Source organism: Xanthomonas hortorum pv. pelargonii (assembly GCF_024499015.1).
Classification (GTDB): domain Bacteria; phylum Pseudomonadota; class Gammaproteobacteria; order Xanthomonadales; family Xanthomonadaceae; genus Xanthomonas; species Xanthomonas hortorum_B.
Map to the genome: position 1 here is coordinate 3039802 of NZ_CP098604.1, position 21882 is coordinate 3061683.

General features: G+C 64.1%; 19 protein-coding genes and 3 pseudogenes. 7 read left to right on the forward strand and 15 right to left on the reverse strand.

The annotated features are described in order from the left end of the window. Nucleotides 1-48: 48 nt before the first annotated feature. The 6 genes and pseudogenes from NDY25_RS13300 to NDY25_RS13325 form a co-directional block, all read right to left on the reverse strand. Nucleotides 49-468 (reverse strand): Na+/H+ antiporter subunit G, encoded by a 420-nt coding sequence (locus tag NDY25_RS13300; protein ID WP_168959931.1) that lies wholly within the window; start codon nucleotides 466-468, stop codon nucleotides 49-51. Then, complete coding sequence (locus tag NDY25_RS13305) at nucleotides 465-749, reverse strand: K+/H+ antiporter subunit F (protein ID WP_023902357.1); 285 nt, start codon at nucleotides 747-749, stop codon at nucleotides 465-467. Before NDY25_RS13305 ends, NDY25_RS13300 begins: the two co-directional genes overlap by 4 nt. Further along, nucleotides 746-1252: a Na+/H+ antiporter subunit E gene (locus tag NDY25_RS13310; RefSeq protein WP_023902358.1), complete on the reverse strand. Its 507-nt coding sequence runs from the start codon at nucleotides 1250-1252 to the stop codon at nucleotides 746-748. Before NDY25_RS13310 ends, NDY25_RS13305 begins: the two co-directional genes overlap by 4 nt. Continuing rightward, nucleotides 1249-2793, reverse strand: a complete 1545-nt coding sequence (locus NDY25_RS13315; protein ID WP_104551385.1) for a monovalent cation/H+ antiporter subunit D — start codon at nucleotides 2791-2793, stop codon at nucleotides 1249-1251. The genes NDY25_RS13310 and NDY25_RS13315 overlap by 4 nt, the downstream gene beginning before the upstream one ends. Then, nucleotides 2790-3164, reverse strand: a complete 375-nt coding sequence (locus NDY25_RS13320) for a Na+/H+ antiporter subunit C (protein WP_006451720.1) — start codon at nucleotides 3162-3164, stop codon at nucleotides 2790-2792. The genes NDY25_RS13315 and NDY25_RS13320 overlap by 4 nt, the downstream gene beginning before the upstream one ends. After that, a pseudogene (locus tag NDY25_RS13325) lies at nucleotides 3164-5993 on the reverse strand (monovalent cation/H+ antiporter subunit A). Before NDY25_RS13325 ends, NDY25_RS13320 begins: the two are co-directional and overlap by 1 nt. 166 nt (nucleotides 5994-6159) lie before the next feature. Between NDY25_RS13325 and NDY25_RS13330 the strand changes: the two are divergent. After that, on the forward strand, nucleotides 6160-7062 hold the full coding sequence (locus tag NDY25_RS13330) for an NAD-dependent epimerase/dehydratase family protein (RefSeq protein ID WP_256627492.1): 903 nt from the start codon (nucleotides 6160-6162) through the stop codon (nucleotides 7060-7062). A gap of 15 nt (nucleotides 7063-7077) precedes the next feature. On the opposite strand, the gene NDY25_RS13335 is transcribed toward NDY25_RS13330, so the two are convergent. The 8 genes and pseudogenes from NDY25_RS13335 to NDY25_RS13365 form a co-directional block, all read right to left on the reverse strand. After that, nucleotides 7078-7563 (reverse strand): Mpo1 family 2-hydroxy fatty acid dioxygenase, encoded by a 486-nt coding sequence (locus tag NDY25_RS13335; RefSeq protein WP_115037386.1) that lies wholly within the window; start codon nucleotides 7561-7563, stop codon nucleotides 7078-7080. 99 nt (nucleotides 7564-7662) lie between these two features. Further along, nucleotides 7663-9257 (reverse strand): annotated as a pseudogene (locus NDY25_RS13340) (M4 family metallopeptidase). A gap of 433 nt (nucleotides 9258-9690) precedes the next feature. After that, nucleotides 9691-11421, reverse strand: a complete 1731-nt coding sequence (locus tag NDY25_RS13345; RefSeq protein WP_168959935.1) for a peptidoglycan-binding protein — start codon at nucleotides 11419-11421, stop codon at nucleotides 9691-9693. Nucleotides 11422-11533: 112 nt separating this feature from the next. After that, nucleotides 11534-12097 carry a hypothetical protein gene (locus NDY25_RS13350; RefSeq protein WP_233366642.1) on the reverse strand — a complete coding sequence of 188 codons (564 nt, stop codon included), beginning with the start codon at nucleotides 12095-12097 and terminating at the stop codon, nucleotides 11534-11536. 79 nt (nucleotides 12098-12176) lie between these two features. Continuing rightward, complete coding sequence (locus NDY25_RS13355) at nucleotides 12177-12674, reverse strand: hypothetical protein (RefSeq protein WP_256627493.1); 498 nt, start codon at nucleotides 12672-12674, stop codon at nucleotides 12177-12179. Between the two features lie 302 nt (nucleotides 12675-12976). After that, nucleotides 12977-13222: a hypothetical protein gene (locus tag NDY25_RS22955; protein ID WP_343243404.1), complete on the reverse strand. Its 246-nt coding sequence runs from the start codon at nucleotides 13220-13222 to the stop codon at nucleotides 12977-12979. Nucleotides 13223-13317: 95 nt separating this feature from the next. Continuing rightward, entirely contained in the window at nucleotides 13318-13782 is a 465-nt protein-coding gene (locus tag NDY25_RS22960; protein WP_343243405.1) for a hypothetical protein, read from the reverse strand. Between the two features lie 86 nt (nucleotides 13783-13868). Further along, nucleotides 13869-14795, reverse strand: a complete 927-nt coding sequence (locus NDY25_RS13365; protein ID WP_016901356.1) for a phosphoribosylaminoimidazolesuccinocarboxamide synthase — start codon at nucleotides 14793-14795, stop codon at nucleotides 13869-13871. A 206-nt stretch (nucleotides 14796-15001) separates the two neighbouring features. On the opposite strand from NDY25_RS13365, the pseudogene NDY25_RS13370 reads away from it, so the two are divergent. Next, nucleotides 15002-15329: pseudogene (locus NDY25_RS13370) on the forward strand (J domain-containing protein). Nucleotides 15330-15470: 141 nt separating this feature from the next. Here NDY25_RS13370 and NDY25_RS13375 read toward each other — a convergent pair. Next, entirely contained in the window at nucleotides 15471-16310 is an 840-nt protein-coding gene (locus NDY25_RS13375) for an outer membrane protein (RefSeq protein WP_251754907.1), read from the reverse strand. 144 nt (nucleotides 16311-16454) lie between these two features. On the opposite strand from NDY25_RS13375, the gene rpe reads away from it, so the two are divergent. The 5 genes from rpe (at nucleotide 16455) to NDY25_RS13400 (ending at nucleotide 21790) form a co-directional block, all read left to right on the forward strand. Then, entirely contained in the window at nucleotides 16455-17126 is a 672-nt protein-coding gene (gene rpe, locus NDY25_RS13380; RefSeq protein WP_168959939.1) for a ribulose-phosphate 3-epimerase, read from the forward strand. After that, on the forward strand, nucleotides 17123-17614 hold the full coding sequence (locus NDY25_RS13385) for a GNAT family N-acetyltransferase (RefSeq protein ID WP_168959940.1): 492 nt from the start codon (nucleotides 17123-17125) through the stop codon (nucleotides 17612-17614). The genes rpe and NDY25_RS13385 overlap by 4 nt, the downstream gene beginning before the upstream one ends. Nucleotides 17615-17846: 232 nt before the next feature. Beyond that, nucleotides 17847-18776 carry a lipid kinase YegS gene (gene yegS / locus NDY25_RS13390; protein ID WP_168959941.1) on the forward strand — a complete coding sequence of 310 codons (930 nt, stop codon included), beginning with the start codon at nucleotides 17847-17849 and terminating at the stop codon, nucleotides 18774-18776. 471 nt (nucleotides 18777-19247) lie between these two features. Next, nucleotides 19248-20723 (forward strand): anthranilate synthase component I, encoded by a 1476-nt coding sequence (gene trpE / locus NDY25_RS13395; RefSeq protein WP_006448477.1) that lies wholly within the window; start codon nucleotides 19248-19250, stop codon nucleotides 20721-20723. Next, entirely contained in the window at nucleotides 20723-21790 is a 1068-nt protein-coding gene (locus tag NDY25_RS13400; RefSeq protein WP_168959942.1) for a threonine aldolase family protein, read from the forward strand. Before trpE ends, NDY25_RS13400 begins: the two co-directional genes overlap by 1 nt. Nucleotides 21791-21882: the final 92 nt, after the last annotated feature.

Consider the following 21882-nt stretch of genomic DNA (forward strand, 5'->3'; position numbering starts at 1 on the left):
TGGTGCCGCTCAGTCGATCACCCGCCTTTCGACGCCTCAGTTCAACGCCTAGTGCTGCTCCGACTCTGGCCCCAGATGCTGTTTCTCGGTTTCTTCGTTCTCGCCGACATCGCCCTGCACCTGCGGTAATCCTTCCTCCTGCATCTCGCCCTTGTTCGGCACTTCCGGGCGGTTTTCCATCATCAGCGACAGCGCCGCCTTGGCCATCATGTGCGCGCTGATCGGTGCGGTGATGAACAAAAAGACGGTGATCAGCAACTCGCGCGGTTGCGGGTCCACGCCTAAAAACAGGTGATAGCCCACCGATGCCAGCAGCACGCAACCCACCCCCAAGGTGCTGGCCTTGGTTGGCGCATGCAGGCGCTTGAAAAAGTCCGACAGCTTCACCAACCCGAACGCGCCGATCAGGATGAAGAACGTGCCGACCAGCAACAACGCGCTGAGCAGGTATTCGGTCAAGGCGATCATTCGACGATGTCCCGGCGCAAGACGTATTTACTCAGCACCACCGTGCTGCCGAAGCCCAGCATCGCGATCACCAACGCGGCCTCGAAGTAGATCGGCGAATCCAGATACATGCCCAGCAGCATCAGTTCGGCGATGGCGGTGATGGACAGCGTATCCAACGCAAGAATGCGATCGGGCACGCTCGGCCCGCGCAGCAGGCGCCACAGCGCCATCAGCATGGCCAGGCCTACCGCGTGCATGCAGATGACGATGGTCGATTCGATGAACATGTGGCCGGTCATGGAAAGATCTCCATCAGGGGCTTCTCGTAGCGGGTCTTGATCTCGGCGATCAAGGCGTCCGGATCGTCCAGGTGCAGCACGTGCACCAGCAGATACTTGCGGTCGTCCGAGAGCGCCGCCGACACCGTGCCGGGGGTGAGCGTGATCATGCTGGTCAGCGCGGCGATGCCGTGGATGTTGGCGATATCCAGCGGCACCCAGATGAAACCGGGATGGATGCGCGACTCCGGGCCAAGCACCTGGCCGGCCACCTTGATGTTGGAGCGCACGATATCGCCTGCGGCCACCAGCAGCATGCGCGGTACCGAACGCAACGAACCGATCTGTGCGAACTCGCGGTCCAGTCGCGCCGCGAAGATCGGCACCACCCAGCCCAGCAATAAGCCGAGCACCCACTGCTGCGGCCCGAAGCTGTCGCTAAGCAGCAACCAGAACACGAACACCATCACGCTCAATGGTGCCGATGGAAACATCCGCCGCCGCAGCGGCACACGCGCGCTCATGGTTGCCTCCGTTGCGGTGTGGTGGCACGCACCTGTTCCACATACGCACCGGGGTCGCGCAGCTGCGCGCCGGCCGCATCGGTGTAACGCATCAACGGACCGGCGCCTACCGTCATCGCCACCAGGCCACTGAGCAGCAACACGGTGGCGGCGGTTTCCACCGGGCGCATGCGGCCACGCCGTTGCGGTTGCAGCTCCGGCGCATCTTCCACGGCTTCGGGTACGCGCCAGAACAGGCGCACGCCGGCACGCGTCAGGCCGATCACCACCAACAGGCTGCTGCCGAGGATCGCGGCCCAGACCGGCGCGACCAGGCCATCGGGCACATGCTGCAGTAACGCCGCCTTGGCCAGGAAGCCGGACAACGGCGGCAGACCGGCCACCGCCACTGCGGCGATCATGAACATCGTGCCGGGCATCCCACGCCGTGGCAGTGGCGCGACCACTTCCTTGCGATCGCTGGCACTGCCGCGCCGCCGGCGGATCAGATCCGACACCATGAACAAGGCGGCGGCCACGAAGCTGCTATGCGGCAGGTAATACAACCCCGCGCCCAAGGCGCCGGCATCATCCAGCGAGAAGGCGATGAACAAGGTCGCGGCCGAAAACACCACCAGATACGACACCATCACCCGCAGCCGCGATGCCGCCATCACCCCGATGGCGGCCATCACCAGCGTGGCGATGCCCAGCCACAGTAGCGCGTGGCGACCGAAGCCCTGCAGTGCGCCGGCACCGGCGCCAAACCACAGCGACGACACCCGCAGCGTGGCATACAGCCCGACCTTGGTCATGATCGCGAACAACGCGGCCACGGCGGCCGGCGCACGCGAGTAGGTTTCCGGCAGCCACAGATACAACGGCAGCAACGCGGCCTTGCTGCAGAACACCAGCAGCAACAATCCCAATGCGGCTTTGGCCAGCGGCACATCCTGCGCCGGCAACTCGGCGATACGTTGCGACAGCTCGGCCATGTTGAGCGTGCCGAACACGCCGAACAACAAACCCAGCGCGACCAGGAACAAGGTCGACGCACACACGTTGAACACCACGTAATGCAGGCCCACGCGCATCTGCAAGCCGCGCCCGCCGCTGAGCAGCAACCCGTAGGAGGCGATCAGCATCACTTCGAAGAACACGAACAGGTTGAAGATGTCGCCGGTCAGGAACGCACCGTTCAAACCCATCAACTGGAACTGGAACAAGGCATGGAAATGTGGCGCGCGGCGGTCCCAGCCGGCACACGCATGCAGCAGGCAGGCCGAGCCCAACATTAAAGTGGTCAACAACATCCACGCCGACAGGCGGTCGCCCATCAACACGATGCCGATGCGTGCCGGCCAATCGCCCAGCAGATACACCAGGACCTCGCCTTCGGCGGCGCGCGCGAACAGCGCGATCACTGCCGCAGCCAGCAAGGCCATGCTCACCCACGCCACCGTGCGCTGCACGCGTGGCCCATAGCGACGATGCTCGACAAACAGCGACGCAGACGCACCCAGCATCGGGATCAGGATCGGCAGGATCAGCAGGTGATTCATCGCCGCGCCTCGCGCGTGTCCACGCCGGTGGTGGCGTCTTCGTGCGCATCCACATGATCGCTGCCGTTGTCGCTGCGGCTGCGGATCGCCAGCACCAGGCTCACTGCAGTCATCGCAAAGGCGATCACGATCGCAGTCAACACCAGCGCCTGCGGCAACGGATCGGTGTAGTGCATCAGATCGGCGGGCACGTCGTCGCGCAGCACCGGCGCCTGACCGCTACGCACGCGCCCACCGGCGAAGATCAGCAGGTTGGTCGCATACGACAGGAAGGTCATCCCCAGGATCACATCGAAGCTGCGCGCGCGCAGCAACAGATAGATCGCCAATGCAGTGAGAACGCCGATCGCGCTTGCCAGTGCCAATTCCATCAATGTTGCTCCGCGGTGCGTGTCGAACGTTGGGTGGGGTCGATCTCGCCGCGCTGCGAACTGCGCGTGCGCGAAGGTTTGATCGTGCCCATCATCGACAGCATCAACATCGCCGCGCCGAACACCACCAGATACACGCCGATATCGAAACCCAGCGCGCTGGCCAGTTCCAGTTCACCCAATAGCGGCAACGGAATCTCCACATGCCCGCTGCTCAAGAATGGCATGCCGAACAGCAGCGACCCCGCACCGCTGACCAGTGCGAACAACAGCCCGATGCCGATCAGCCGGATGTAATCGAAACCGAAGCGTGATTCCACCGAGGCGGTGCCCTGAATCACGTACTGCATCAGCAGCGGCACCGCCAGCACTAGGCCGGCGATGAAGCCGCCACCGGGCGCGTTATGCCCGCGTAGGAACAGAAACAACGACACCGTCAGCGTGAGCGGGAACATGATCTGCGCGAGATCGGCCGGCACCGGCAACTTGATCGGCGGCCCCGGCATGCTGCGCTCCGGCGCCATGCGCGAGCGCCGCAGCAGTGCGTGCACCACCAGCCCGGCAATGGCGAACACGGTGATCTCGCCGAAGGTATCGAAGCCGCGGAAATCCACCAGGATCACATTGACCACATTGTGGCCGTACGCTTCCGGCAGCGCACGCTGCAGCATTTCCGCCTGCCACGGTGTGGCTGGGCTGTGTCATCAAGGTGTAGGCCAGGGCGGCCAAGCCGGCGCCACCGACGATGGCAATGGCGGCATCGCGGATCTTGCGCAAGCGCGCAGGCTCGGGCAACGAGCGCTCGGGCAGGTAATTCATCGCCAGCAGCATCAGCACCAGCGTCACCATCTCCACCAGCAACTGCGTCAACGCAAGGTCCGGTGCCGACAGGAACACGAAGGTCAGGCTGACCGCCAGGCCGGTGCCGCCGAGTACAAGCACCGCCAGCAGGCGCTGCTTGTACAGGAACAGGCTACCCAGCGCGCAGGCGATCATCAGCAGCCACACCGTCCAGCCCAGCAGCGGCATGGGCGTGGGGGCAGGCCAGGCCGGCAGCGTGCCGCCTTGCAGGAACGGGACCAGCGCCACCACCACCGCACTCAACACCAGCAACATCAGCATGCGTTGCAGATTGCCGTTGGTGACCGCATCGGTCATGCGCGCGGTGGCGGCATACAGTGCGCGCAGATTCCAGTTGAACAGCGCTTTGCCCGGCGAGCGGTTCTGGATCGCATACAGGTCCAGCGTGCGGCGCAGCGCCATGTACAACAGCGTGCCACCCACCATACCGGCGATGCTCATCGCCAATGGCCAGTTCCAGCCATGCCACAGGGCCAGGCTGTAGTCGGGCAACCTGTCGCCCAGGATCGCGCTTGCACCGGCGCGCAGCACTGGCGCGATGGTCCATGCCGGCACGATGCCCACTGCCACGCAGATCAGCACCAGCACCTCCACCGGAATCTTCATCCAGCGCGGCGGCTCGTGCGGGGTGGTGTCCAGATCGCGTGGGCCCTTGCCGAAAAAGGTGTCGTGCACGAAGCGCAGGCTGTAGGCCACACCGAGCAGACCGGCCAGCAGCGCAGCGATGCTGGCCAACACACGCATCGCCTGCGGCGCTTCGGTTTCCAGTGCGACGGCAAAGAACATTTCCTTCGACAAGAAGCCGTTGAGCAGCGGAACGCCGGCCATCGCCAACGAGGCGATGATCGCCAGCGCGCTGGTGAATGGCATCAGCCGGCGCAGATTGCCCAGCTTGCGCATGTCGCGCGTGCCGGTTTCGTGGTCGATGATGCCCGCCGCCATGAACAACGAGGCCTTGAACACCGCATGGTTGAGGATGTGGAACACGCCGGCAACCACCGCCATCGGCGTGGACAGGCCGAACAGCATCGTGATCAAGCCCAGATGCGAAATGGTCGAATACGCCAGCACGCCTTTGAGATCGTGCTGAAAGATTGCATGCCAGGCACCCAGCAACAGCGTGATCGCGCCGATGCTGGTGACCGTATAGAAAAACAGATCGGTGCCGGCCAGTGCCGGGTGCAGCCGCGCCAGCAGGAACACGCCGGCCTTCACCATCGTGGCCGAATGCAGATACGCCGAGACCGGTGTAGGCGCGGCCATCGCGTGCGGCAGCCAGAAGTGAAACGGAAACTGCGCGCTCTTGGTGAAAATCCCCAGCAGTACCAGGCCCAACGCATACGGATACAGCGGGCTGGCGCGAATGAGATCGCCGGCTGCCAGCACCGCATCCAACTGAAAACTGCCGACGATGCGGCCGATCATCAAGATGCCGCCCAGCAACGCCAGGCCGCCACCGGCGGTCAACACGAAGGCCATGCGCGCGCCCTCGCGCGCGTCCTTGCGGTGCGACCAGAAGCCGATCAACAGGAACGAGCTGATGCTGGTGAGTTCCCAGAACACCATCAGCAATAGCAGGTTGCCCGACAACACCATGCCGAGCATCGCGCCCATGAACAGCATGAGATAGACGAAAAAGCGCGAGGCGCTGTCGCGTGCGCTCAGGTAGTAATGCGCATACATCACCACCAGCGCGCCGATACCCAGCACCAGTAATGCGAACATCCATGCCAGGCCATCGAGCCGCAGCGAGAACAGCAAACCGATCTGCGGCAACCACGCATGTTCGCTGCGGATCACTTCACCGCGCAGTACCGCCGGTGTCAGCATCGCCAGGATCAGCAGCCCGCCCAACGGCGCGGCCGCAGCCAACCACGCAGTGATCGAACGGGAGGTGCGCCAGAACAGCGCGGTGGCGGCCGCCATCACGAATGGCAGCGCGAGCAGGATTTCCAACGAAAAAGGCATGCAGGGAACACAAGATTCGCGAGCAGGCCAGAGAGCTTAACAAAACGTTGACTGACGTCCGCGTCAACGTCATCGCCGGGCGCATGCGGAAATCGCCGCTGGACCGTCGTCGCATCGCTGCGTTGCACTCGCTATGCTGGGCTCACCAAGACTGCATCCGAGCCCTGTGACCGCTGCCAATCCCGCCCCGTCCACCGCTGTCTCTGCGCCACGCGCCCTGGTGTTCGGCGGCGGTGGGCAGATCGGCGAACGCCTGCTGACGCGGCTATTGAGCCGTGGCTGGCAGGTCACCGCGTGGTCGCGGCAGCCGCGTGCGGCGCGTACCGGATTGATCTGGCGGCAAGGCGATCTGGCTGTGCCGGCAGCGGCAGGCGAAGCGTTCGAGGTGATCTTCAGCTGTGGCCCGCTGGATCATTTCGCACGTTGGTACGCTGAAAATCCGGTGCTCGCCCCGCGCATTGTGGCGTTCGGTTCCACCAGCCTGGAGGTCAAGGAACATTCGATCGACGCGGCCGAGCGCGATGTCGCCCAGCGCCTGGCAAACGCCGAACAGGCGCTGTTTTCTGCAGCGCAGGCACGCGGCGCAACCGCAACGGTGCTGCGCCCGACGTTGGTCTATGGCGCCGGGCGCGACCGTACGCTCACCCAGATCGCCAGCCTGGCGCAGCGGACCGGCGCGTTCGTGTTGCCGGCCAACGCCACTGGTTTACGTCAGCCGGTGCATGTGGACGATCTGGCCAGCGCCGCGCTGGCGGTGGTGACCCAGCCGGCCACGCAGCAGCGCAGTTATGCGGTGGGCGGTGGCGAAGTGTTGGCCTACATGCAGATGGTGGAGCGCGTGCTGGCTGCGCTGCCACGAACGGCGCGCTTGTATCAGGTGCCGCCGACGCTGTTCGGGTTGGCGCTGAGCGCTGCGCAACGCTTTGGCCGCCTGCGTGGCATGAATGCAGCGGCGTTGCAGCGCATGCGCGATGATCTGGTGTTCGATCTGGAACCGGCGCGCCGCGATTTCGGTTATGCGCCGCGTGCGTTTCGTCCGTTGCCGGAAGAACTCGGCGTTCGCGAGTGAGGTTGGTGCCTCGAGCTAGTAGCGCCAACCCAGCTGGCGATACACCTTGGCCAACACCCAGATCGGCCCGATCAGCAGATAGGTCAGATCGGTCAGAAAGCTCGGCTTGCGGCCTTCGATCTTGTGGCCCACGAACTGCGCGATCCAGGCCAGCACGAACACCGCCACGCCCAACGTGAACACCCCGCCCAGGCCAAGCTTGCTCTCGATCAAGCGGCACAGACAGCCGAAGAAGAAGAAGATGCCCAGCATGCCCAACCCCAGCGGGCGCGACAGCCGGTTGTAATACGACCACACCGCAAACATCGACAGCGCCGCCCAAACGCCGCTACTGAACCAGGTGCCGCCCACCGGGATGCACCACAGCAAGGCCACCACCGACCACAGGATCGCCGGCACTGCCAGCACATGGATCTGCTGGTTGGTGGCGTTTTGATGATCGTCGGAATAGCTGGCGAAATAGCGGTCGATCGGTCGCGCGGTCGTGGTGCGTTCGGTCATGTTCCCTCCCAGGAATGACCCAAGCATACGCGCGCGGATGGCGCTGTGGCAGCCGGGCACCTTGCCACGCGCCGGTCGCGTGGCAAGGGCCGGCATACATCAGTTGACCGACACCGCGCTCCACGCTGCGGCAACCGCGCGGTATTGCGTGGAGGTGCTGCCATACAGATCGGTGGCCGCGCTCAACGTGGCCCTGCGTGCGGCCGCGTAGTTGGTCGAAGAGGTCATGTAGACCGTCAACGCGCGGTACCAGATGCGGCTGGCTGCGGCCCGCCCAATCGACGTCAACGCGGTATTGCCGTTGCACACCAGCCCGGCCGGCGTCACGTTCCAGCTGGTGCCCGCACCAAAGCCGCTCGGCACCACCGCGCCTTCGGCCAGCAGATAGTAGAAATGGTTGGCCACCCCCGAGCTGTAGTGCACGTTGAGCGAGCCCAGGCTGCTGCTGTAGCAATCCGGCGAATCGCCATCCAGGCTCGGCTTGAACATGTAGCGCAACGCCAGCGTGCCGCTGCTGTTGCCGGGCACGATCTTTCGCCGATCAGATAATTGCCCGGCTGCGCGCTGTTGTTGGCGGAGTACTCCACCATCGCGCCCATGATGTCGGAAGTGGCTTCGTTCAAACCGCCGGACTCTCCCGAGTACACCAACCGTGCGGTGCGACTGGTCACGCCGTGGGTCATCTCGTGGCCGGCCACATCCACCGAGACCAGCGGCGTGAATGTGCTGCCGTCGCCATCGCCGAAAGTCATGCAGAAGCAGCTGTCCTGCCAGAACGCGTTGTTGTAACGGCTACCGTAATGCACACGGCTGCGCGCACCGGCGCCGTCGTTGGCGATGCCGCTACGCGCATGCGTGGTGCGGTAGTAGTCCCAGGTCAACGCAACGCCATAATGCGCATCCACCGCTGCCGTCACCGTATCGCTGTTGGCGCCGCTGCCCCAGGCGTTGTCGGCATCGGTGACCAGCGTGCCGTTGCCGGAGGTGCTGTTGCGCATGTTGTAAGTGGCGCCGCTACCGCGGCTCAGGTCGGTCAACTCGTAACCGCTGCTGCAACGCGTTGTCGATAATCCAACGTTGCCTGCATACAGCGAACGCCCGGTACCGGTTGCGCTGGTGCCGCCACTGCACACGGTGTGCACCGTATCCCAGGATTCGAGAATGCGTTGATTGACCGCATCGACGATGTAATGCATCTCGGTGGGCGTCTGGTCGGGCTTGATGCCGCTGTAGATCACTTCGTAGACCAGCCGCGGTGCGCCTTGGCGCGCATACAGCGCCAGACGTGCGCGTGGCGCGGCGTCGGGTGCTACATCGAACTGTGCACCGGCTGCGCGCACCGCAGTGTCGGCATCGATGCCCGGTACGATGGCCGGGCGCACGTTGGTGTCCATGGTCTGGCTCAACTGACGCATCACCCCGCGCCGCGAATGCACCACCACATCGCCGCCGATGACCGGCAAGCCATGATAGGTGCGGTCGAAGCGCACATGCTCGGTGCCATCGGCATCGACAATGCTGTCGCGCGCGACAAACGCATCGGCGGTTGCACGATTGGCCAACGCCGCAGCGTTGTTGCCCAACAACGATTGTGCGCGCGCTACCGCGGCATCAGCGGAAAGATCCGCAGCACTGGCGACAGCAGACAACGATAGCGCGCAGCAGATCGCTGCGCCCAACACATGGAATTGCATGACGACTCTCTCCCAGGAAACGTGCAATGCAAAGATCGGCGGCGACGAGCATCAGCCGATCGCGAATGGCAGCAGGGTGCCGGCAGCCAACCTTGCACAGTCTGTGAGAGCGCAGTAGTAAAAATTACAGTTGTGTTGCGTTCTGTGCGCCGCGCCACTTTGCGTTGTGGAGCGCATCGCAGACAGATGCAAGATGCGCTGCATGATCGGCGCTCATCGCGCTGCGGACGCGTATCGCAGCGCTGTTCTACAAGATCGTTGTTTCTACAAGAATGTGTCGGCGCCCAGTGACACGCGGTGCGCCAGGGAGCATGCAGTGGTGTTCGATTGCGGCATCGCTTTCAGTCGCGAGCGCCGATGGTGATGTATAGGGCGCGCACAAAAAAAAGCCGGCCCGAAAACTGGCCGGCTTTGTTGATGCATTGCTGCACCCTCAGCGGCCGCCGATGGCGACCTTGTGCTGCTCGTCCTGCGTCTGTTGCTGCTGCGCCTGGCCAGCCAGCAACTGCGCACTGGTCTGCTCCAGCGTGGGAGCGGGCTGATTCAGATCCACTGCCGCACGGAAGCCTGGCGTGGTTCCCATGACGAACGCCTTACCGTTTTGCACCGTGACGTCCTGCAGCTTGTCGGCAGAATCGATGCCGTTCTGCTTGGCCTGCAAGGTGACGTGGGCCGCCGTCTCGTTGGAGATCATGCTTGGCAGCCTGCTGCGGATCGCGGTGTGCAGCGCATGGTCCGGATGCGAGGCATCGTTCAACGATGGACCCTTCGGCGCGGCCTGCTGCGTCTGGCCTGCCTGCGTCTGGGCCTGCGCCGGCAACGCGGACAAGGCGGCCTGCGTATTGCGGCCCACCACGCCATCGGGCTGCAGCCCATGCTGCTTCTGGAATGCGATCACCGCCTCACGCGTGTTGTCGCCGAAGCGGCCATCCTCGGCAAGCCGGTTGCCCTGCGCATCGCGCACGCCAAGTTGGTTGAGGTCCTGCTGCATCTTGCCGACATCGGGATTGTGGTCGCCCTGACGCAGCGTGCCGTTGCCAGCGTGTGTCGATGCTTGAGCCTGACGAGCGCCTGATTCCTGATGACGGCCTTGATTCCAGAACGTCTCCGGACTGGTCAGCTTGCCGTTGGCATCGTGCAGTTGGTAATGCACATGCTGTGCGTACTGGTTGACACCGTTCGGGCCGCGTCCACCCATCGTACCGATGGCATCGCCCGCAGACAGCGCCTGGCCTTCTTTGACCTTGAGCCCTTCCAGATGCAGGATCTCGTGCGAGTTGCCCTGCGCATCGCGAATCTTGACGGTGCCGTAGTTGCCACCGGCGAACGTGACGGTTCCCGAGACCGGCGAATGCACGGTCGGATGCTGCAGATTGCGACCTGCCTGGCCACCCTCGTAATTGAAGTCCGTACCGCCGTGCGGACCACGGCTGCCGCGGTGCTCGCCGTAATGACCAGTGATATGCGGATCGGTACTGCCTTGGCCTGGCAGCATGCGTTCCATCGTTTGCTGGAAGTTACTGCGAGTGGCATGGCTGGGTTCGGCTGGGTGCGCCGCTGGCGCCGAGCGATCCACTGCGTTTCCCTGCGTCTGGGCGAGGCGCTGCTCTACGAACTGGGTGTAATTGTCCAGGTGAGGGGCGATTTCGCGCCGGGATAGCGCAAGGCCACCATAATCTTTGCTGGGACCATCGTGGTGATACTTGTAAATGTAATCCTCGTCCTGGCCGCGGCTACGCGCGAGATCGCGGTTATCGATGAAATGTTGCACCAATGCCTGCGACTGCGTCTGCACATCGAAGCGGTTGGCCGTGGTGACGCCATAATGTGCACCGGTGCGATCAATAAATTGACCCAGGCCCGAAGCAGACGTGGTCCCCGCAGCTGCATCAGGATTGAAGCCCGATTCGACCCGGGCGATGGCTAGAACATAAGCGGTCTCACGCGATGAAAGCCCGGCATCCTGCGAGGCATCGATGAGGCTATCGATCACCCGTGATTGGGTCTGTGGACTGGCATCGCCCCAGCGACGCGATTCGCCGTGCAGTCGGCCATCTGCGCTGTCGATGGGCTCGCGATAATGGCTCCACGGTTTGATCCGGTCGCTGCTGTACGCAGCGCCGCGTGGCTGAAGCATTTCGGTATAGATCGTGTTGTCGGTCATATCGTGCGTTCCTTTCTATGAGACAGATTCTTCCTTGTAACGGGTGCGGCTCCATGTACTGCGTACTGCGTTCGCCATGCACCGCAATTAGCAGTGCATGAGCATCCTTTGCTCAGGGCTGGAAAGGCACCAGTTCCGGGTGCTTTAGTCCCAACGCTTCGAGTTTGTGTTCGTATTCGTCGTTATTCGGGCTCTGCTGGCCGTCCTGCTCGCGAAGCGGTGGTGCCGCGTGATTTAGCAACTGACCCTTTGCGTCATAGAGGAAGAACCACTCGCAGAACTCGCAACCATAGGGAAGCTCGCCATACTGGATGACGAAGTAATTGGTTCCCTTTCCGTCTTCGGCGCAGCCCAGACCGACCGCCGTGTAGTCCACCATCTCTGCGGGCGGTGCCAATTCCTGGCGCTCGCCATCGCGCTCTATTTCCACGCGCGTTTTGGGGGAATCGCCGCTTTTGGACGGTAGCGCGGTCAGGTGCAGACGCGCGCCAGAGCATTCCTTGATCATGTCATTCTGTCCCTGTTTAGCCGCTTCCATCGAAGCGGGGGAATGGGCGTTGGAGGTTGGTGCGACCGGTGCGCTGGCAGTGTTATCTGCGACGCCCTGCTTATCACCGCATGCGGCAAGTAAAAGTGTCAAACCGAGGGCGGGCAGGCTGGAGATAAAGCGTCGCATCAATTCGCTTCCTTGGAGATAAAAGTGACAGGGCCAGTTATCTACGCCTGCAGGAAAACGCTTCCGGTGGCCCATTGCTTCATAACGACTGGTCGTCCACCTTCACCAGCGTCCAGCATGGCTGCTGGGCGAAGTGGTAGACCTGCTGGTCGCCGGCGTCCGGTGTGCGGACCAGCACCTGGCGGCCTTCAGCCTCCTCGGAGATCGTGACCTCGCGGCCGCCGTTGCGGGCCGCCTCCAGGTTGGGGATCACCGGCCACTCGACCTTGGCCAGCGGAACCGTACGCGTCACCGGCGCCGGCTCGGGCTGCGCGTCCGGATCGAGCTGGATCATCGTCAGCGGATCGGCCGTGGCCTTTTCCTGCACTGCAATGTCTGCACTGAAACGTTTCAAAAAGGCGGGGAAGTCGGCATCGGGACAGCTTGTCGCCGGGACGGACGTCGTCGGCGCGGCGGCGGGCGTTGAGGCTGCAGTCGCAGCAGGCGTCGCAACGGCAGCTGGCCCCGCCTGTTGAGTGCAGGCAGCAAGCGCCAGGCTCAGTGCCAGGGCATGCAGGGAAGTTCGGGAAAGAGCCAACGGATCCTCCTGATCGTATCGGGGGCAGCTAGAGCGCGGGCGCGATTTTATCCGTGTGCTGCTTGCAGATATGTGAAGGCTTGCGGCTTCGCCGTTCGCTCACGCTGGCGGGCACGTGGCAGATCAATCGGCTTGGCTATCTGCCCGCCTGACCGTCGTCCCGAAGCCCTTGAAGAAATGCGCTTGGTCATTTCGCTGTTCGTCGTGTTGCCCTCGGACGCAAGCGTCTTTCAAAACGACCCTCGATAGTAACTACGCGGCGGCAACTAAAATCGGAATTTGCCGAGTTTGACTGCCAGCGACTAGATTCCGTTTGAAAACACGTCGAGCGCATCGGCACTCACCCACCCCTGCGCGCAGTCGCCAACATACTGGCCTGGTGCAGCGGCATGGCAGGCATCACCGGCGGCAGGCGCCAAGCGTTTGATCGGCCTGTCGCCATACTGCTCGCACAACGCATTGTCCTTGCACTTTGCAACACTGCTTGCGGGGATCGCGACGACATAATAGTAAAGAGGATTCTGCCCTGCGCGGCCGATGCCTTGCACGCAAACGAGTTGGCCCTGCGCCAGATTGGCGTTGGCGGCCGCAGTGCTGCCGGTAGTCGGTACGGCACTGAGTGCGTCTACACCCTGTGCCTGCGCTACGCCAGCAAAAATCCGTCGTCGCCACAGGCCGGCGAAAGCTGCACGTCGTAAAAGTCGCCCGTCTCCACATTGCCAGCCGTGCAGCCTTTTGCGGTCCTTGCGTCGGTGCACTTCACGCCACTTGCCTGTATCAACGCCGCAAGCCTGTCATCGACAGAAACCGGTCCGGAAGTCGGCGTTGCCGCCGGCGCTGTCGATGTGGTCGTCGTCGCGGTGGGGGTCGCGGACTCGCCTGCAGTACATGCACTTAATGCAAGCAGCAGCCCCGGCAGCAACGCGCTGCGGAACATGGGAAAACCGCATGGAGAGAAACGTGACGGAGCCATCGCGACCTCGTTGAACAATAAAGTACACCATTGCAGTGTGCCTGTTGGCAATAGGCTATCTGCCTCTGCATCGCTGACCATTACACACGTTGGCGCGTGATGGCCGAATTGCCAGCTGTCGCTTTCAGAATTCAAAACGCGTGCGCCAAGGAAGTCGCTTGGCGCTCAGGTCGTCACCGCAATGGTGCAACTTCAAAGCCCCGCAACCGGGGCTTCAAATCTCAATCAACCGAAATACCCGCCAACCGCTGCAATGCTTCGGCATATTTGGCACGCGTACGCTCGATCACCTCTGCTGGCAGGCTGGGGCCGGGCGCGGTCTTGCCCCAATCCAGGGTTTCCAGATAATCGCGCACGAACTGCTTGTCGTAGCTGGGTGGGCTGGTGCCGAGTTCGTACTGGTCGGCCGGCCAGTAGCGCGAGGAGTCCGGGGTCAGCATCTCGTCCATGATGTACAGGCGGCCATCGGCGTCGGTGCCGAATTCGAACTTGGTGTCGGCCAGCAGAATGCCGCGCTCGGCGGCGAAATCGGCGGCGAAGCGGTAAATGCGCAAGGTGGCATCGCGCACGCGCTCGGCGAGCTCGGCGCCCACCGTCTTGACCATCGCATCGAAGTCGATGTTTTCGTCATGGTCGCCCACGGCGGCCTTGGTGGATGGGGTAAAGATCGGTTCGGGCAGTTTCTCGGCCTGGCGCAGGCCGTCGGGCAGTTCGATGCCGCTGATCTTGCCGGTGCGCTGGTAATCCTTCCAGCCGCTGCCGATCAGGTAGCCGCGTGCGATCGCTTCCACCGGCACCGGCTTGAGCTTGCGCGTGACCACTGCGCGCTTGGCATACAGCGCCGGGTCCACACCGTCGGGCAGCACCTGTTCCACGCGGATATCGACCAGATGGTTGGGCATCAGATGGTCGGTCTTGTGGAACCAGAAGTTGGAGACCTGGCACAGCATCTCGCCCTTGCCGGGGATCGGGTCGGGCAGCACCACGTCGAACGCGGACAGGCGGTCGGTGGCCACCATCAGCAGATAGTCGCCCGGCGGCGCATCGGCGGGCAGGCGCTCGCGGGGAATGTCGAAGACATCGCGGACCTTGCCACGGTGACGCAATGGCAGGCCGGGCAGATCGGATTGCAACAGCGTGGTCGACACAGGCACTCCTAAGGACGTCGCAATGACGCTGTCCCCGGGACCCGGCGGGCCCGCGGGTGGGCAGCGGGCCGCGTAGTGTACGGCGCTTCGGTGCGCGCCGCTGGATTTATTGGAGGCAACCGCGCGGCCGCGTGCAGGCCGTGTCAGCCAGGCCGGTCGGGCGTTCGGGTACTATCGCCAACCCGCCTCCCCGCCCCCGATCGCCCATGTCCTGGTACGGAAAACTGCTCGGTGCACTGGCCGGCGCCTTGCTGTTTCGCGGGGCACCGGTGGTGGGGCTGATGATCGGCCTGGCGATCGGCCACGCAGTGGACGCCGGTTGGTTCAAGCGTCGTGCGGAAAATCCGTATGAAGCGCTCGGGCTGGAGCCGGACGCCACCACTGCCGAGATCGACCTGGCCTATCGCCGGCTGATGTCGCGCTACCACCCCGACAAGGTGGCCAATGCCGGTCCGGAGGCACGCAGTCAGGCAGAAAAAGGCCAGCCAGATCAACGCCGCCTACGATCGCATCCAGCGGCTGCGCAAGCGCTGATTGAAGGCCTGGCGCCTGGTCTCTGGTCGCACCGTTCGGCGGTGCAGTGGCCCCGCTCAGGGATCGAGGCCGAAACCCATGCAATAAAAAACGCCTGACCGTTTGAAGGCCAGGCGTCGTGGTCACTCACATACACAAGACTCAGAAGCGATACGTCGCCGTCAACCGCACCGCATTGGCCGAGAAATCGGTGTCGGTGCGGCGCAGATCGGTACCAGCCGGATTGACGCGCAGGAACGGGTTGGTCGCCGGTGCGGTGCCCGGCCCGACGCGCACGCGGGTGTCTTCGTCCTCCAGGCGGGTGAACAGGTATTCCACGCCCACCGAGACGTTGTCGCTCAAGCGGCGCTGCAGGCCAACACCGGCCTGATAGCCGTCGGCGCTGTCGCCACCGCTGCTGGTGAAGCTGTTGGCGGTGTTGCTGCAGGAGAAGCTGTGGTCGAACTCGCCGCGTGCCACGCCGGCGGTGAAATAGGCCAGAAAATCGCCCTGCTCGCCGAAGGCATACCCGATCCGGCCACGCAGGGCGGCGGTGCGGTTGAGCTGGCGGGTGAAGGTGTAGAACGCCGGGGTGGTGCTGAAGGCGCTGACGCTGTCGCGCAGGTCGTTGCGGGTGTACTCGGCCACCACGCCGTAGACCCAGTTGCCGGCCTGCCAGTCATAACCGAGACGCGCGCCATACTCGGCACCGCCCTTGTCCTTGCTGCAGCCACTGGCCGGCGTGCGGCCGGCTGCGGCGCCACCGCAGAAGCCGGGCGAGAACGCATCGGCACCGGTGGCGGTGCTGACCTGGTCGCCATCGCGGCCGTCCAGATTGGTATCGAAGCCGAAGCGGCCGCCGGAGACGCCACTGGCGTCGGCGCCGCCGACATTGGCGCCAATGGAGAAGCCGGACCAGTCGGCCGGGCCGGTTTGTGCCCAGGCGGACGGGGCGAGGGCCAACAGAACGATGGCGGCAGAAGTGAGCGGGGTGGTTTTCATGCGTTCTCCTTAATCGGGCGCAGCGCGCCAGTTCTGTGTGTACGCACGATGGCGGCGCACGGATGCAGAACGCGTTCGTCCTGACGCTTTCATCCTGCGATCCCGGTTGCGAGAATGTGCGCTCCGTTACCTTCCGAGCTGCCCATGCAACCGACGGCGATCGCCCCGTCCATCCTGTCCGCCGATTTCGCCCGTCTTGGCGAAGAGGTGAACAACGTCCTGAAGGCCGGCGCCGACTGGGTGCACTTCGATGTGATGGACAACCACTATGTGCCCAACCTCACCATCGGCCCGATGGTGTGCCAGGCGCTGCGCAAGCACGGCATCACCGCGCCGATCGACGTGCATCTGATGGTCGAACCGGTGGACCGCATCGTGCCGGACTTCGCCGACGCCGGCGCCACCACCATCAGCTTTCATCCCGAGGCCAGCCGCCACGTGCACCGCACGATCCAGCTGATCAAATCGCACGGCTGCCAGGCTGGGCTGGTGCTCAACCCGGCCACGCCGGTGGACATTCTGGACTGGGTGCTGCCCGAGCTGGATCTGGTGCTGGTGATGTCGGTCAATCCCGGCTTCGGCGGGCAGGCGTTCATTCCCTCGGCGCTGGACAAGCTGCGCGCGATCCGCACCAGGATCGATGCGCTCGGCAAGCCGATCCGGCTGGAGATCGATGGCGGAGTGAAGGCCGACAATATCGGCGCGATTGCCGCCGCCGGTGCCGATACCTTCGTGGCCGGCTCGGCGATCTTCAATGCCCCCGACTATGCGCAGGTGATCGCGCAGATGCGCGCAGCGGTGGATGCGGTGCGATGAGCCAGGCCCCGCTGCAGATCCGCAGCGCCACGCCCGATGACGCCGCGCTGCTGCACGAACTGGTCACCGCACTGGCGGTCTACGAACGCGAGCCCGACGCGGTCAAGGCCAGCCCGGACGACCTGCGCGCCAGCCTGTTCGGCGACGGCGCCACCGCGCACGCGTTGATTTGCGAGCAAGACGGCCAGGCGCTGGGATTTGCGGTGTATTTCTTCAACTACTCCACCTGGCTCGGTCGCAACGGTCTGTATCTGGAAGATCTGTTCGTGCGTCCGCAAGCGCGCGGGCAGGGCGCCGGCCTGGCGCTGTTGCGGCATCTGGCCCAGTTGGCTGTGCAGCGTGGCTGCGGGCGGTTCGAATGGTCGGTGCTGGACTGGAACGCGCCGGCCATCGCGTTCTACCAGGCCGTCGGTGCGCGCCCGATGGAGGGCTGGACGGTGTACCGGCTCGACGGCGAGCGCCTGGCCGCGTTTGCCGCTGGCGCTTGAGCCAAGCGCGGCGCGCAACAGCGGCACATAAAAGAAGGCCGCTCCCACTGGAGCGGCCTTCAAGAAAATTGGAGGCTGATCCTGCCCCCGCCCGTCGTCCCTGCTATGGACTTCTATCCTCCGGGTCATCGATGACATGCCAATGACAGCCCGGTGGCAGTGCGTATTCACGATGCACGCAGCGGCCCGCTGCTAGCCTGCGCGCATCACTCCCACAGCATTGGCAGCGCGCATGGCCCCGTCCCACTGGCGTCTGATCCTCAACGGCAAGTCCACCGACAATCTGGACCTGCGTGAGGCGGTGGGAACGCTGCGCAAGCGCGGCATCCAGCTCGATGTCCGGGTCACCTGGGAAGAGGGCGATGCCGAGCGTTATGTCGGCGAAGCCGTCGCCGATGGCGTACACACCGTGGTCGCCGCCGGAGGCGACGGCACCCTGAGCGAAGTGGCCGCCGCACTCGCCCATCACGACACCGATGCCGCTACGCTGCCTTCGCTGGGTCTGGTGCCGCTGGGCACCGCCAACGACTTCGCCACCGCCGCCAACATCCCGCTCGAGCCGCTCGACGCGCTGACGCTGATCGCCGAACGCCCGGCGCAACCCATCGACCTGCTGCGCATCGAAGCCGAGCACGGCCCGCATTGGTGCGCCAACGTCGCCAGTGGCGGCTTCGGTACCCAGGTCACCGTGGAAACCGACGAGGGCTTGAAGAAGATGCTCGGCGGCCTGGCCTATCTGATTACCGGCATGTCGCGGCTGGGGCGGATCGACCCGATCAGCGCCCGCTTCAGCGGCCCGGATTTCAGCTGGGAGGGCGAGTTCATCGCACTCGGCCTGGGCAATGGGCGCCAGGCCGGTGGCGGCCAGGCGCTGTGCCCGGAAGCCTTGATCGACGACGGCCTGCTCGACGTCACCATCGTGCCCGCGCTCAACGGCGAAGTGGCCGCCACCCTCGGCACCCTGGTCACCGGCGGCAAACAGGCCGCGCTGGAACGCGTTGCCTTGCGCGCCCGGCTGCCCTGGCTGGAGATGGTCTCGCACCAACCACTGACCTTGAATCTGGACGGTGAACCGGAGACCTCGCAGCATTTCCGCATCGAATGCGTGCCGGCGCGGTTGCGCATGCATTTGCCGGTGGAGTGCCCGTTGCGGAGCGCTTGAAGCTGGGAATAGGGAATCGGGAATCGGGATTCAAGCGAAGCAACTGCGGCTCAAGCGAAGCAATCGCCATCGCACCGCTGTAAGCCCCTCTCCCTCCGGGAGAGGGGTTGGGGTGAGGGTCCCTGTGCCGACACACATGCCGCTACCAGGCATCTCGCCCTGACATTGACCAACAGCAAGTCGTCGCAGACAGCCCACAGCCCAATACACCCATCAACGACAAACACGCGTCATCCGGCCCGGATGTCACTCAGTTTGAAAAGCCACACCCAACAACACACGACCCAACCCACTTTCGCAATTCGCACATCTTCGGCACCGCACCTGCTGCCCTAAACCAGCAGTTGCGCTACAGTACCCACGTGTCCCGCCTGACGACTTCACGCTCCTTCTCTTCCGCTCGCCGCTGGTGGCGATGGTGGCCCGTTGCCGTCGTCCGCCCCGCCACAGAGTCCCGGAAGGAAAGTCGTCTTGATCACCGCAGAGCAGTTCCAGCGCCAGGCCGCTGAAGGTCACACCCGTATTCCCGTTGTCCGCGAAGTGCTGTCCGATCTGGATACGCCGCTCTCGGTCTATCTGAAGCTCGCCGACGGCGCCTATACCTATCTGTTCGAATCGGTCGAAGGCGGTGAACGCTTCGGGCGCTATTCCATCATCGGCCTGCCCGCGCGGCGCGTGTACAGCTTCCGCGGGCATACGCTGGAAATCAGCGAGCACGGCGAAGTGCTGGAAACCCGCGAGGTTGCCGACCCACTCGCCGAGGTCGATGCCTTGCGCGCCGAGCATTCTGTGCCGCAGCTCGACGGCCTGCCCGGCTTCACCGGCGGGCTGGTCGGCTGGTTCGGCTTCGAGTGCATCCAGTACATCGAGCCGCACCTGGGCGGCGGCGACAAACCCGACGAACTCGGCACGCCCGACATCCTGCTGATGCTCTCCGAAGAGCTGGCGGTGTTCGACAATCTCAAGGGCCGCCTGTACCTGATCGTGCATGCCGACCCGCGCCAGCCGCAGGCCTATGTGCGCGCCAATCGGCGCCTGGACGAACTGGCGCATCGCCTGCGTCAGGGTGGTGCGGGGTATCCGCAGGCGCAGATTTCCGATGCGATCGACGAGTCGGATTTCCGTTCCTCGTTTACCCGCGAGGAATATCACGCGGTGGTGCGCAAGGCGCAGGAATACGTGCGCGCCGGCGATATTTTTCAAGTGGTGCCGTCGCAGCGTTTGCGCGTGCCGTTTCGCGCGCGCCCGGTGGATGTGTATCGCGCCTTGCGCGCGCTCAATCCATCGCCGTACATGTATTTTCTCGATGTCGGCGGCACGCAAGTCGTCGGTTCCTCGCCGGAAATCCTGGCGCGCCTGCGCGATGGTGTGGTCACCGTGCGCCCGATCGCCGGCACCCGCCCGCGTGGCGCCACGCCCGAGCTGGACAAGGCGCTGGAAGCCGAATTGCTGGCCGATCCGAAGGAGCGGGCCGAGCACGTGATGCTGATCGATCTGGGGCGTAACGATGTCGGTCGCGTTGCCGAACCTGGCTCGGTGAAAGTCGGCGAGCAGTTCGTGATCGAACGCTACAGCCACGTCATGCACATCGTCAGCGAAGTGACCGGTACGCTCAAGGCCGGCCTGAATTACAGCGATGTGCTACGCGCCACGTTCCCGGCCGGCACCGTCAGCGGCGCACCGAAAATCCGCGCGCTGGAAATCATCCGCGAGCTGGAGCCGGTCAAACGCAACGTGTATTCCGGCGCAGTCGGCTATATCGGCTGGCACGGCGATGCCGACACCGCAATCGCGATCCGCACCGCGGTCATCCAGGACGGCTACCTGTATGTGCAGGCCGGCGGCGGGGTGGTCTACGACTCTGATCCCGACCTGGAATGGCAGGAGACGATGAACAAGGGCCGCGCGCTGTTTCGTGCGGTTGCGCAGGCAGCCAAGGGGTTGTGATGGACGGGCAGCGCAGCGCCGTACGCATCAGTTTTCGCAACGACTACAGCGAGGGTGCGCACCCGCGTCTGCTGCAGGCACTGGTGCAGGCCAGTGCCGAGCAGAACGCCGGCTACGGCACCGATCGTCACAGCGAACGTGCGATTGCGTTGATCCGGCAGGCGGTCGCGCGACCGCAGGCGGCGGTGCATCTGTTGGTCGGTGGCACGCAGACCAATCTGACCGCGATTGCCGCGTTTCTGCGCCCGCATCAGGCCGTGATCGCAGTCGAAGCCGGCCATATCGCCACGCACGAAACCGGTGCGATCGAAGCGACCGGCCACAAGGTGCTCACCGTGCCCGCGCTTCACGACAAGCTGACCCCGGCGCTGATCCAGCCGGTGCTTGGCGTGCATGGCAACGAGCACATGGTGCAACCGCGCCTGGTCTACATCTCCAACAGCACCGAGAGCGGCACCATCTACACGCGTGCCGAACTCGACGCGTTGTCGCGTTTTTGCCGCGCGCACGACTTGCTGCTGTATCTGGATGGCGCGCGCCTGGGCGCAGCGCTGACAGCGGATGGCAACGATCTGGATCTACCGACGATCGCCACGCTGACCGATGCGTTCTACATCGGCGGCACCAAGAACGGTGCCTTGCTCGGCGAAGCCTTGGTCATCGTCAATCCCGCATTGCAGGCCGACTTCCGTTATCTGATCAAGCAGCGCGGCGCGCTGCTGGCCAAGGGCATGGTGCTGGGCACGCAGTTCGCCACCTTGTTCGAGGATGGATTGTTCTTCGAGCTGGCTGCGCATGCCAATGCGATGGCGCAGCGTTTGCGCGCCGGATTGCTGGCCGCTGGCGCGCAGTTCACCAGCGACTCGCCGACCAATCAGCAGTTCATCGCCGTCAGCGCGCAGCAGGCCGCGCAGCTGGCGCAACGCTACGACTTCGAGCGTTGGGAAGTCCGTGCCGATGGAAGCCACGTGATCCGCTTCGTGACCTCGTGGGCGACCACGGCCGCGTCGGTCGATCGGCTCTGCGCGGACGTCGCAGCGCTCAGCCACTCCGGCTCGCATTCATAACCACCTCTCTCATCAAGGAAGAACCCGATGAAGCAAATTGCCGGCACCTACACTGAAAACATCTATGCAGTCTTACTGATTGCGCAGTGAGT

Excerpts from the sequence above, each read along its gene's own strand:
- NDY25_RS13385 (WP_168959940.1), top strand. The coding sequence starts at position 17,123 with ATGAGCCAGGCCCCGCTGCAGATCCGCAGCGCCACGCCCGATGACGCC.
- NDY25_RS13320 (WP_006451720.1), bottom strand. The coding sequence starts at position 3,164 with ATGGAATTGGCACTGGCAAGCGCGATCGGCGTTCTCACTGCATTGGCG.
- NDY25_RS13375 (WP_251754907.1), bottom strand. The coding sequence starts at position 16,310 with ATGAAAACCACCCCGCTCACTTCTGCCGCCATCGTTCTGTTGGCCCTC.
- NDY25_RS13315 (WP_104551385.1), bottom strand. The coding sequence starts at position 2,793 with ATGAATCACCTGCTGATCCTGCCGATCCTGATCCCGATGCTGGGTGCG.
- NDY25_RS13310 (WP_023902358.1), bottom strand. The coding sequence starts at position 1,252 with ATGAGCGCGCGTGTGCCGCTGCGGCGGCGGATGTTTCCATCGGCACCA.
- NDY25_RS13335 (WP_115037386.1), bottom strand. The coding sequence starts at position 7,563 with ATGACCGAACGCACCACGACCGCGCGACCGATCGACCGCTATTTCGCC.
- NDY25_RS13345 (WP_168959935.1), bottom strand. The coding sequence starts at position 11,421 with ATGACCGACAACACGATCTATACCGAAATGCTTCAGCCACGCGGCGCT.
- NDY25_RS13400 (WP_168959942.1), top strand. The coding sequence starts at position 20,723 with ATGGACGGGCAGCGCAGCGCCGTACGCATCAGTTTTCGCAACGACTAC.
- NDY25_RS13350 (WP_233366642.1), bottom strand. The coding sequence starts at position 12,097 with ATGCGACGCTTTATCTCCAGCCTGCCCGCCCTCGGTTTGACACTTTTA.
- NDY25_RS13305 (WP_023902357.1), bottom strand. The coding sequence starts at position 749 with ATGACCGGCCACATGTTCATCGAATCGACCATCGTCATCTGCATGCAC.
- yegS (WP_168959941.1), top strand. The coding sequence starts at position 17,847 with ATGGCCCCGTCCCACTGGCGTCTGATCCTCAACGGCAAGTCCACCGAC.
- NDY25_RS13300 (WP_168959931.1), bottom strand. The coding sequence starts at position 468 with ATGATCGCCTTGACCGAATACCTGCTCAGCGCGTTGTTGCTGGTCGGC.
- rpe (WP_168959939.1), top strand. The coding sequence starts at position 16,455 with ATGCAACCGACGGCGATCGCCCCGTCCATCCTGTCCGCCGATTTCGCC.